The following is a 12618-nucleotide window of genomic DNA, read 5'->3' on the forward strand; positions in this document are numbered from 1 at the left end:
CCTCAGGCGAGCGGCCCGCGACTACCGTCGGCCCCTAACCCTCCTCGGCCTCACCGGATGAAACCGGACAAAATCACTTCACGCAAAGACCCTGGGGGCAGATGCGGCCGACTACACCGCGGCCAAGGGGTGTCTTCGGGAGATGGGCCGGCAGCTCCGGAAGACTCACCCGCTGCGGCCGGCGGTCGCCCGCGCCTTGGAGCTGGTCAATGAGCAGGTCGAGACGCTCGAGAAGGCGGTTGGCTGCCTCAGTGGATCTGAGCGCGACATGCTGCGGGTGCGTACACGGCAAGAGCGTGTTGAGGCCGCCTGCGTACAGACCTTCCTGGGGCAGGCCCTTGACTTCCGTCGGTCTCACCCCGGCAGTTCCTTCGTCCCCGGTGCCGCGGCGGTGCACGGCACCTTCGGCCCTCTGCCCTGGTGGAACATCGTTGCCCGGACCGCAGCAGAGGCAGAGGCCGCCCACGCCGCATGCGCCGAGGGAGTGCTACCCCTCGGTTTCGAACGGGATCCCGAGCAGCAGAACCGGCTCCTGCTCATTTGCCGCAAGCCCCGAACAGAGATGCCCGGCCTGCAGGCCCACTTCGTCTTCGACCTGGACAACCCCGGCCATGCCTGCGAGCTGCTCCTCATCGCGAAGCGCTCTGGAGTGCCTATCGATCTCTACGCCCAATCAGACAACGAGCACGACGAAATCGAGTCCACCCACCTGGGCACGGTCTACGCACCCATCGGCCCGGAGCTCGCCAGGCTGATCACCGAAGCCGCCACCAAGGCACTGGCCCGATACGCGCCGCACTCCTGTGACCGCGACGGGTACGAGGGGATCGAACCACTCGAAGAGGCACTGCGTTGCCTGAGCCGTGCGCAGGCCGAGCACTTCGCACACGGACGCTGTATCACCGTCGCATCCCATCATCACGTCGATGGTGGGGTCGAAGTGTTGTCGACCGACCCGCCAGTCACGCTCTCCGGACTCTTCAGCGGCATCAAGAAGCACCAGAAATCTGGCAGCCTGCGACAGACCAGGAGCGGCACTCCCCGGACGACCGGATTTGTATATGTCCAACGGAACCCCGCCTTCCCGAGCATGCTCAAGATCGGCTACACGGACCTCCTCGCGGAGGACCGGGCCAAGGATCTGTCGGGAACATCGGTTCCCTTCCCTTTCGAGGTGCTCTTCAGGACCCACACCTCCCAGCCCAAAGACGTTGAGCAGGCGGTCCACCGACTCCTCACCGCCCAGCGGGTCAATGCAGGCCGAGAGTTCTTTCGAGTCTCCCTGGAGACTGCCGTCGAGGCGATCCGCCGTTGCCAGAATGAGGTCACCGGCATCGCTACCTGGAAGCCCATCCCCGAAATTCATCGACTGCGCGCGGATGATCGGGTCGTCCTGCCCCTGAGAGCGGGACAGCTGTTTGCACTCACCGCGTACCCTCACCTGCTCGATACGTCCGCTGAGGTCCTCGATATCTGGATGGCCCACGGGGACGGCGATCTCCTGGAGATCCACTCCACGCTCAGCCCTGGGCATGTGGCCGGAATCAGCGACCACGATACTGACGCATACGAGGACCCCGTGCCCTTCCTCGACAGAGACGGCACCGTGCGGAACGGCATGATCCATGGCAGGGAGCGCCTGGTGGCAGGTGACCGGCTGATTTGGTTCTCGGACGAGGAGGGGCCGGCCGATGCCCGCGGAGCCGTCTTCGAAGCGGACGCTTTCTGCCAGATCACCTACCGGACATCAGCCCCTCAGCGAGGCCCGCACAGCCTTCCGCTCCTGTTGAACGACCTCGATCGGGACCTTCCTGATGCGATGGGAGCACATGTCAGGGACGTCCTCGGGCTAGGACGGCCGAGGACCTGGGCTCCCCGAAACGTTCAAGAGGCGGACGGGTGGGCGGTAGCCGCCGCGAGCCCCCAGCCGCCCGAGTACTGGCTCCCCCAGCTCCAGCGACGTCGCAGGAGCAGCCCCTGAGCGCTGTGCGTTGGACGCCTCGAACCGGCCTTATCTGCGCCCGGTTCCTCACCCCTTCTAAGTCAAGGCGGATTAAAAAATGTGAGGGGCCGTAGGCGCTGCGTAGGCTCTTCGGTTGGCGCCGTGTTGCCCTGCGCTGTCGGGGCCTGGAGGGCGAAACGCTGCCTGCATGATGGAGCGGCAGCGGTCCCAGGAAGCGGGGACGAGGTGCCCGTAGATGTGCACGGTGGTCTTGATCGACCGATGTCCCAGCCAACGGGAGACCTCGTGAACGGGAACGCCGCTGCCAGGGCTGTGGAGGCAAAGAAGTGGCGTAGGCAGTGCGGCGTGTACAGCGGCGTACCGTCAGGGTGGACGAGTCCTGCGTCCCTGAGGGCCTTCCGGAAGTGGTAGGCGTACGTCGTGGCTGTAGGCATGATGCCCTTGCCGCGAAGGCGGGGCGCGAAGAGCACCTGATGGCCGGACACCGTCGATGTCTCCCACATACGCAGGTGCGCTTCGATCTCCTGGGCAAGAAAGGGCGCCAGCGGAACATCCCGGTACTCCTTGGCCGTGCGGTGCTTTAGCGGCACGAACCGCGTTGCGCAGTCCACTCGGTGCGCCTTGGAGCTGACCTGCCGACGTACCCGCAAGAACTCCGCGCGGCAGCAGTCGGCAGTGAACGCGAGGGTCTCGCTGATGCGTAGTCCCGCTCCTGCTTGCAGGTACACGGTCAGTCGGTAGTGCGGCGAGATATGCGCGGCGATCAGATCGACTTCCGGCAACGTAGGCAGCAGGTCCTCGTCGAGCGCAGGGGATGCACTGCGGGGGAGTCTGACGCCCTCGGTGGGTCATCGGGGCGCCGCTTGTCCCTGACGGCGCTTCCAAAGAGGCTCGAGACCATCTTCATGCGGTCGCGGACCGTGCTGGCGGCGAGGATTTGGCGCAGGGCAGCAACGAAGACTTCGGTGTCGCCACGCTGGATCCCTGCCAAGGGCCGCTCTCCAAGCTGCGGAAGCAGATAGATGCGGAGAAAACTCTCGTAGTTGCGGTAGGTGGACTCGCTCACCGCCTGGCGCTCCAGCCACTGCTCGGCGAAGGCGCGCAAGGGGATCTGCCCGCGTCGTGGATCGAGGAAGAGACCCTCGTATTTGTCCCGCTGGATACGAGCGGCGTAGGCATCTGCCTGCCACTTCTTCTCGAAACTCCACTCGCGTTGGCGCCCTCCGACACCGCTTGGCTCGCGATAGCGCACGGTCCACGAGTGCCCGCACCGGGTCTGCCGGCAGGGGTAGTGCAAGCTGCGCTTGTCACTCCTGCAGCGCTGGTAGACGGGCATTCAACCTCGCTGAACATCGGCCTGGCAGACGCCACTGAGATGGTTCAAGATCAGTATCGTCGGCCATGCGTGTCACGGCGCGGCGCGCGGCGCCTGATGGGGTGGTGGGGGATGCGGTAGGCGCCGAGTCATCGGAGGCCGATACCAAGTTCCCCGTCGCTCCTCTGAATGGTCTTCGAGGAGGGCGGGTGCAAGAGCCGAGCGGACCCCTAGCGTCACCGAAGATGATCTTGATGAGCGCCGGTTCTGCCGTGATCCCGCTGATAACCTCAAGTTGTCGGCATGTGGTTGTTCGTGGGCCGTGCGCTACTTGTGGCGCCCCCGCGCGGGACGGGGGCGAGGGTGGTCGATCCGCTGCGGGGCAGGGATCCCCGCGAGATCTCGGGATTCCGGCTAGTCGGGCGCCTCGGGCAGGGTTCCATGGGGGTCGTTTACCTCGGGTATCGCAGCCCCCGCCCGGTGGCAATCAAGGTCGTGCAACCTGCGCTGGCGGACGATCCGGCATTCCGTCGGCGCTTCGCTCAGGAGCTGGAGGCGATCCGCCGTGTCGGCGGGTTTCATACAGCCGCGCTCGTTGATGCCGATGCTGATGCTGAGCAGCCGTGGATCGCGACGGAGTACATCCCCGCGCCTTCGCTCGATCGCCTGCTCGACCGGCACGGCCCGGTGCGTGAGCTGGGGGGCTGGTGGCTGGCTGCGAGTATCGCTGACGCATTGATGCACATCCACTCGGTGCGTCTGCTCCATCGCGATCTCAAGCCCAGCAACGTGATGGTGACGAGGCTTGGTGTGCGCGTCATCGACTTCGGGGTTTCGCATGTCAGTGGCGCAACGGGACTGACTTCGGGGGAGTACCCCGTGGGCACGCTCGCTTATATGGCGCCCGAGCAGGCGAGGGATTCCCGCAGAGCTAGCGAGCCAGCTGATGTGTACAGCCTGGGTGCGACCATTGTGCATGCTGTGACTGGGCACCCACCGTTTTATGCTCAGCAGCATCTCCAGCGGACGCTGGACACGGCTCCTGACCTCTCCGGCCTTCCGGAGGGGTTGCGGGAGATGATTGTCGGTGCCTTGTCCTACGCTCCTGAAGACCGGCCCACGGCACAGATGGTGCTTGCCGCAGCCATGGACCGGTTGCTGGAAGATGCCGTGACGTTAAGCAGCCCGCCGTTGCCGGACGGGTTCCTCGCCGACGTGTTGCTGGCGGACAGCTCTCCGCCGGCGGAGGCAGCGCCGCCTGCGGCGCCGGAGGCGGACATGGCGGAGTCGGCGCCTCTCCCGCCCCCGGCGGGGTCTGCGGAACCCGCAGCCGCGGCAGCATCAGGTGGCGGTGCAGAGCCGTGGGCCGACCGGTGGCGGGGCAAGATCCGCGACCGGCGTTCCGACTTCGGCGGCTGATGCCGCCGACCGCGCGCGAGCGCACGACGAAGCAGTGTGAGCATGAGTGAAGGAGAGAGCCTGGTGACCAGCGTCACGGGCACGGCAAAGTTCGCCCCGGGCATGCAGGTGCGCGCCCGAGATGAGGACTGGCTGGTCGTCGAGGCCGCTGATACGGACGCGGACGGGACGCGGCTGGACGTGCGGGGCATTTCTCCGTTGGTGCGTGATCAGCGGGCTGTCTTCTTCGCACACGAGTCGTTGGATAAGGTCACTCCGCTGCGTCCCGAGGACACCGACTTGGTGGTCGACGGATCCCCGGAGTGCCGACGCTCACGCCTGTTCATCGATGCCCTGATCCGCAAGACTCCGCTGCCGCTGTCCGAGCAGCGGCTGGCGACTGTGGGCACCCACCTTGTCGACGACCTCGCCTACCAGCGAGAACCTGCCAGGGCAGCGCTGCGCGGTTTGCGTCCGCGGCTCCTCATCGCGGACGCGGTCGGGCTGGGTAAAACGCTGGAAGTCGGGCTCCTCCTGTCGGAACTCATCCGGCGCGGCCGGGGCGAGCGCATCCTGGTAGTGACGCCCAAGGCCATCTTGGAACAGTTCCAGCACGAACTGTGGACGCGCTTCGCAATTCCCCTGGTGCGTCTGGACTCCACCGGCATCGAGCGCATCCGAAACAACATTCCGGCTGGCCGGAACCCGTTCTCCTATTACAAGCGCGCGATCATCTCCATCGACACCCTGCGCTCCGATCGTTGGCGCAGCCACCTCATGCAGGTGACCTGGGACGCTGTGGTGATCGACGAGTCCCACAAGCTGATCAACAAGGGCACGAAGAACAATCGGCTCGCGGGACTGCTGGCCCCGAGGACCGACGCGATGATCCTGGCCAGTGCCACCCCGCACAACGGTGAGCGGGAGTCGTTCGGTGAGCTGCTGAGCCTTCTGGACCCGACCGCCATCCCCGACACCAGCAACTACGACGAGTCCCAGCTCGGGCACCTGTATGTGCGCCGGCACAAGATGTCGCCAGACGTGTCGGCGGAGATCGGCCACAAGTGGAAGACCCGGAAGCAGCCCGAGGCGATCGACTGCCCCGCGAGTGACCCCGAGCAGAGAATCTTCGAGGAGCTCTACGACGTCTGGATCAACCCCAGCGACGGCCGGACGGCTCCCGTGACCGGCAAGGGCGCCCGCCTCTTCCCCTACACCCTCCTCAAAGCATTCCTGTCCTCACCCCACGCCTTGGGAGAGACCGTGGGCAACCGCATCGCGTCCATCGACAAGGACGTCGAGGAGAACCCGGACAAGAAGGAAGTACGGACCCCGGAACGAGCGGCGTTGGTGAAACTCGGCGACCTGGCAGCTGACGCCATGGGTTCGCCTGCCGCCAAGTTCAGCCGACTGGTGACCGAGCTGAAGGCTCTGGAAGTAGGCCCGGGCTCCGAGACTCGAGTCGTCATCTTCTCCGAGCGGCGCGCGACCCTGCAGATGCTCCACGAGACCCTTCCCGCAGAACTCGGCTTCGAGGCAAGCGCGGACCAGATGACAGGAGCCGTCCGTCAGCTGCACGGCGGCCTGTCCGACGATGAGCAGCAGCGCACCGTCAAGGACTTCGGCCTGGCCGACACAGACCTTCGAATCCTGCTCACCGGGGACATCGCCTCCGAGGGCGTCAACCTTCACCGCCAATGCCACCAGATGATCCACTACGACCTGCCCTGGTCGCTCATCACCATCGAGCAGCGCAACGGCCGTATCGACCGCTACGGGCAAGAACAGCACCCGCAGATGCGCGCCCTGCTGCTGGTGCGCCAGGACGAGGACCCCGACGTCCCCTCCGCGGACCGGCTCGTCTCCCGCCGACTGCTCGAGCGTGAGGACGAGGTGCACCGCACCCTGGGCGATGCCGCCTCCATCCTTGGCCTGCGGGACGAGGATGCTGAGGAGAACGCCATCAAGACCGGACTTGCCGAAGGCCGAAACCTCGACGACATCGTGCCCGCCCAGCCGGAAGACCCCTTCGACCTCTTCATGGCCCACAACACGGTCGACGGGTCGGGAGCGCACTACCGAGTCCCCCAGCTGTTCGCCTCGACCCGCGCCTTCGTGGAGGAGGCGCTCGATGAGGTCTACGACGAAAATCCCCAGACCAAGGTGGGCAAAGCGTGGGGTGAGGATCATCCCGCGATGCTCTCCCTGCGCCCCGACCATGAACTGCAGCGACGCCTGCTGGTGCTTCCACAGACCTATCTCGACGAGCGCGGCGTACTTGAAGAGCTCCGCGTGACCTTCGACTTGGCCTTCGCGCAGGATCGTCTCGACCGTGCCCGCGAACGCAGCAGTGAACGGCCCAAGGGCGCCACCACCAAGCAGACCCGGCGGGAGGCGTCCGGATGGCCCGACGTCAGCTTCGTCACCGACCAGCACCCGCTGGTGGAGTGGCTGACCGACAAGGTCCTGGTCCGCCTCACCCGTAACACCGCGCCCGTCATTACAGCCAAAGTCGACGAACCCGTGTTCCTGATGCAGGGCATGTACTCCAACGCCAAGGGCCACCCCACGGTCCTCGCCTGGTCGTGCGTAAGCGGCCTGGAGCACGGGACCCCGGAGTTCAACGACGACCTGGTCAGGGTCCTCAACGACGCCGGCGTGGAACCCGGAATGGTCAATCGCCCCTACAGCGGTGACCTGGAGGGACTGCGGGGCCTGGTGCCGGCGGCTGTCGCCGCCACCCGCCGTCATCTGTCCGAGCTGCGTGCCACGCAAGAAGAGCCGCTCATCGAGCGACTGGTGGAGTACGAGACGCGCCTCAAGGAGTGGCGCAAGGCAACCAAGACCGCCTTCGAACAGCTCACACTCGGCTTTCGCCGTGACGATGCGGAACAGCGAGTGGAGAAGACGGCCATAGAGGTCGAGCAGCTCATCGAGGACCTGGCCACCCAGGGCGAGTCCATGGTCCGCGTGATCGGAGTCCTGGTGTCGGCCGCCGGGACAAGCAAGAAGCAGGGAGCCTGACCGCCGTGGCATTCGAAGCAATCGTCAACCGCGGCGAGTACATCTCCGCCCACTACCTCGCCGAGGTCTTCTCCAAGGACCTCATCGACCTGCGTAAGCGGTGGACCGCTGCCAACCGGGCCGGACAGCCCACCTCCCGCTTCGGGATGCGAAACCTGAGCCGCGACTACTTCAAGGCCAAGGTCCGCATCACCGAAAAGGGCGACTCCGACCGCTCCGCACTGCGCAGCCTCAACGACACTCTGCTCGCTGCCCTCGCCTACACACGCCGCGAAGATCAGCCACCACAGCGAGGGGACGACACACACCTCCGCGTCCCGCGCGGCACCATCGAGGTTTTGCACGCCGACAAGGCCCGAGAGGTGCCCGTCGCCTTCGCCGTCAAGGGACCAGGCGGCACCGAACTCATTGCCCTGGACGTCACCTGGAGCACGAACGCCGAGCTCATCGTCGCCGACCTCGACGACGACGGTGCCGAACTCCTCAGCCCCATCGCGCTGGACGGCCGACAGCGGATCACCAGCGCCGCCGACGCCGTCACCTTCCTCTTCGGCAGCGACGACGCCTACGCACCCCGCTTCGTCCTGCTGCTCGCCGGCGGCGCCGCGCTGCTCGCCGACCGCACCGCCTGGCACGAAGGCCGCTTCCTCGGCGTCAGCGTAGACGCGGCCCTCGACCGCAACTTGGCCGCTGACGGCGGCGAACTCGAGGCCATCTCCGCCCTGTTCGGCGCCGAGTCGCTCCTCACTGAGGGCGGCGCCGCCGGATTCCTCGACAGCCTGGTCGACAACGGCCGCAAGCACGCAGTCGGCGTCTCCAAAGAACTACGCGCGGGCCTGCGCGAGTCCGTCGAACTCATCGCCAAAGAGATCCTGAACCGGATCCATGCGCACCCCGCAGATCCGGCCGCACTCGGCGACAGCAACGAACTCGCCACCCGGCTCACCCGCGAGTCACTGCGCTACCTCTACCGGATTCTGTTCCTCCTGTACGCAGAAGCCCGACCAGAACTCGGCATCCTGCCAACCAAGGCTGATGACTACCAGGACGGCTACGGTCTCAGCCGACTTGGTGAGCTCGTCTCCTACGACCTGCCCGAGGAATCCCGGGACGGCTTTCACTTCTACGAATCCCTGGACCTGCTCTTCCGACTCGTCGACCAAGGACACCGCTCTGCGGAAACCCGCGACACAGCCGAACGCGAGGCGCTGGACGCGAACGGGATCCGCTTCGAATCGCTGCGCAGTGACCTGTTCAAAGCCGACGCCACCCCTCTCATCGGTACCGTGCGCATCGACGGCGAGAAGGTCGACACCCGCCTGCGCAACGAAGTCTTGTGGCAGGTACTGAATCTGCTCATGCTCAGCCGCGGCAAGAACGGCAAGGGCTTCATCTCCTACGCCCAGCTCGGCATCAACCAGCTCGGTGCGGTGTACGAGGGACTCATGTCTTACACCGGATTCTTCGCGGCAGAGGACCTGTTCGAGGTCGTCAAGCCAGACTCCGACGGTACGGCCGGCACGTGGGTTCTCCCTCAGAGTGAAGCCGAAAGCTACGACGATGGGGTCTTCGTTAAGCGACCAGACTCGATCACCGGCAGATTGAAGCGTGTCGAGCACAAGAAGGGTTCGTTCGTCTACCGCCTATCCGGCCGCGAACGACAGCGCTCTGCCTCGTACTACACCCCAGAAGTCCTTACCCGCAGCACGGTAAAGCATGCCCTGGCCGAGCTTCTCGACCAGGATGGTGAGATCACTTCTGCTAGGGACATCCTCGATCTGACCATTTGTGAGCCGGCGCTTGGCTCAGGAGCCTTCCTCAACGAGGCAATCAATCAGCTCGCGGCCGAGTACCTCAAGCGCCGCATGGCTGAGCTGACCGTCGAGCGCGATCAGGAGGTGCAGCTTTCTCCAGACCGCTACGAGGCGGAGCTACAGAAGGTCAAAGCGTACCTGGCCCTGCACAACTCGTACGGCGTAGATCTCAACCAGACCGCCGTAGAGCTGGCCGAAGTGTCCCTGTGGCTCAACGCGATGCACGAAGGGTTGAAGGCCCCATGGTTCGGTCTACACCTGCGACGCGGCAACTCGCTCACCGGTACCCGGCGCGCGGTGTACGCGAAGGAAGCACTTAAGAGGAAGGCGTGGCTTTCGGCTGCACCGACTGAGCGTCCCCTCCAAGAAGGGGCGCAGGAGGGTACTTTCCGTACCGGTGAGGAGATCCACCACTTCCTGCTTCCTGCGAAGGGTTGGGGTGCGGTTGCTGGTGCCAAGCAGGCGAAGGAACTGGTAGAGGGTGAGTGTGACCAACTTGCGGAATGGCGCGGGAAGGTCTCGGCTACGCCTTCGGTCACGGCGACGAAGCGGCTATTGGCGCTGGCCACTCGCGTCGAGCGGCTGTGGGAACTGGCTAAGCGCCGACTAGTCGTTTCGGAGGCTGAGGTCCGACGGGACGTCGACGTCTGGGAGATCGATCCGGAACGTCCCTTGCCGCGGTCGTCCGGCGCGGTCTCGCGCGAGCAGGTTGAGCAAGCTCTGCAGCAGCCTGGCGCTCCGCGCGGACGCTTGAAGCTGGTCATGGATGCTTGGTGCGCGTTCTGGTTCTGGCCCGTAGGGCAGCCGAACACGCCTGAGCCACCTAACTTCGAGGAGTGGCTCGAATTTTGCGAGGCCGTTCTGGGCGTACCGCCAGCAAAGGCGAAAGCCAAAGAAGTAAAAAGTGGTGCTGCTCGCAAGCGTGGAGTAGCGGCTGGCTTGGACGACAAGCTCGGTCTGTTTGCCGACATCGGCGACTTCGAGCAACTTGCCCTCGACGACGACTTCGATCGTGTCATGTCTCAGTGTGCCGACATGCTCACGGTGACCGTTCGCTTCCCTTGGCTGAGCGAGGTCGATGTGATTTCGCGTCGTGAGGGGTTCTTTCACTGGGAGCTCGAATTCGCGCATATTTTTGAAAGGGGAGGTTACGATCTGCAAGTCGGCAACCCTCCGTGGCACCAGCCAAAGTGGGATGATCCGCTTGCTCTGGCGGAATATGACCCTTGGTTTATCCTGGAGGGGACGGCTGGCCTATTCGCGCAACGCCGAAGCGAAACTCTGGGAGTCGCGAGAAACCGTGAGCGATACCTTGCAGATCTGAACTCGTGGGCAGGGATGAATGCTCATATTGGATCCTCGGTTGAGCATCCAATCCTGGACGGGTACCAGAATAACCTGTACCTCAATTTTATCGACCAAGTCTGGCGGAATGCGCACCCTCGTGGGGTATCCGGACTGATTCATCCGGATACTCATTTCAAGAATCCGAAGGGAGGAGCGCTTCGTGCTTCGTCCTATCGGCGATTGCGTCGGCATTTCCAGTTCAGGAATGAACTGGAACTCTTCGAAATCATGCACACGAGGGATTATGGAATCTACGTGTATGTCGCTCCTTCCTCTGTTGACTTCATCAGCATGGCCGGACTTTTCCATCCGGCGACTGCCGAAAATTCGCTCGAGCATGACGGTAGCGGTGAGGTGCCCGCGCGTAAGTTTGAGTCCGGGGGCTGGGACTTGCGGGCTCACTCCAAAAGGGCCGTTCGCGTCCGTGCTTCTATGTTGAAGTCGTGGTCGGATCTAATTGAGGATGAAGGGGCGCCCGAGCTGCATACTCGCATGATTCGCCCCCTTACGATTGACGAGAATGATGCAATTCGGCAGTTGTCGCTCTTCCCGGAGCGGTTGCGGGGCAGGTTTTGGTGGACGTCATCTGTCCGAGAGGACGGCCCCGTGGTTCGGCGCACCTCCGTTCCTGAGTCGTGGGGCGAGGTAATCCTTCAAGCTCCTCAACTTGCAGTTGGGAACCCCTATGCGAGGCAACCCAACGAGAACTGCAGGAGTAAGGGAGACTATTCCCCGTGGTCTCTTGAGGACCTTCCTGAGAGTGTAATTCCGCGTACGAACTACCTGCGCGATTGTGATCGCGATACGTTCGATTTGTATACCGGAATCTGGGATGAGAGAAGCTCGAGAGAGTATTTCCGCCTTGCATGGCGGCGAATGGTCGACCCTGCAACAGAGCGCACCCTCAATGCTGCCATTATTCCTCCGGGGCCAACGCACACCGATGGCACCTGCACTATGGCGCTTCCTTCTGAAAGGGACACGGCCACCACTGCTGGCCTTTGGGCGAGTCTCGTCTATGATTATCTTGTGAAGGTGGTCGGCAAGAGAAACTTGTCTGACGACCTGATCGGCCTATTCCCTGCGCCGCACGAGCACCCCCTCTCGACCCCCCTCCTCCTCCGTGCCCTGCGACTCAACTGCCTCACGAAGGAGTACGGGCCGCTTTGGGAAAGGCTATTTGATGCGCGATGGATGCAAGACAGGTGGACGAATCCTGTCGAGCGAGGGGTTCGGATTCAGGACGTTGAGCCTTATTGGTCCATGAATACGCCCCTGCGGACTGAGTTTGACCGCCGGCGGGCGCTAGTTGAGATAGATGCTCTTGCTGCGATTATGATCGGCTTGAGTGCGGAGCAGCTAAACGCTATGTACCGTTCGCAATTCGATACTGTCCGCATGTACGAATGGGAAAGCTTCTTCGCTTCGGACGGGCATAAAATTTCCGATACCGCACATTCCTACAACGTAGGCATCCGTCAAACTCGGGGGGAAAGTGAAATTGTGAAAACCTGGGTGCAGGCTGCACGTGCGGGAGACCTGCTCCCCAGCATCCCTGAAGGTTGGGTGAAGCCCAATCGTGAAGCTGAAATGGCCCGTGCGCACGCGGATTTTAAGGCGCGGCTGCTTGCTGGCGAGTACGGGGACTATGCCGCGTACGCCGCTGAGCACGGTGACCATGGAAACCTTCTTGGCGGACCTCAGATTGATGACCAGGCCGCCTCTGATGCGCTGGTAGAGAGCAGGTAAGTCGCCGT

General features: G+C 63.8%; 5 protein-coding genes. 4 read left to right on the forward strand and 1 reads right to left on the reverse strand.

Annotation, left to right across the window (positions count from 1 at the left end; translation table 11 throughout):
* Positions 1–142 precede the first annotated feature (142 nt).
* Entirely contained in the window at positions 143–1981 is a 1839-nt protein-coding gene (locus AB0N81_RS34345; protein WP_365365399.1) for a GIY-YIG nuclease family protein, read from the forward strand.
* Positions 1982–2726: 745 nt separating this feature from the next.
* Here AB0N81_RS34345 and AB0N81_RS34350 read toward each other — a convergent pair.
* A complete protein-coding gene (locus tag AB0N81_RS34350; RefSeq protein ID WP_365365401.1) occupies positions 2727–3215 on the reverse strand; it encodes a hypothetical protein in 489 nt (162 codons plus the stop codon).
* A 366-nt stretch (positions 3216–3581) separates the two neighbouring features.
* On the opposite strand from AB0N81_RS34350, the gene AB0N81_RS34355 reads away from it, so the two are divergent.
* From AB0N81_RS34355 to AB0N81_RS34365, 3 genes are all read left to right on the forward strand, one after another.
* Entirely contained in the window at positions 3582–4697 is a 1116-nt protein-coding gene (locus tag AB0N81_RS34355) for a serine/threonine-protein kinase (RefSeq protein WP_365365403.1), read from the forward strand.
* Between the two features lie 63 nt (positions 4698–4760).
* Positions 4761–7700 carry a DEAD/DEAH box helicase gene (locus AB0N81_RS34360; protein WP_365365405.1) on the forward strand — a complete coding sequence of 980 codons (2940 nt, stop codon included), beginning with the start codon at positions 4761–4763 and terminating at the stop codon, positions 7698–7700.
* 5 nt (positions 7701–7705) lie between these two features.
* Positions 7706–12610: a type II restriction endonuclease subunit M gene (locus AB0N81_RS34365; RefSeq protein ID WP_365365407.1), complete on the forward strand. Its 4905-nt coding sequence runs from the start codon at positions 7706–7708 to the stop codon at positions 12608–12610.
* Positions 12611–12618 lie beyond the last annotated feature (8 nt).

Source organism: Streptomyces sp. NPDC093510, from assembly GCF_040683555.1.
In the GTDB taxonomy this organism is placed as follows: domain Bacteria; phylum Actinomycetota; class Actinomycetes; order Streptomycetales; family Streptomycetaceae; genus Streptomyces.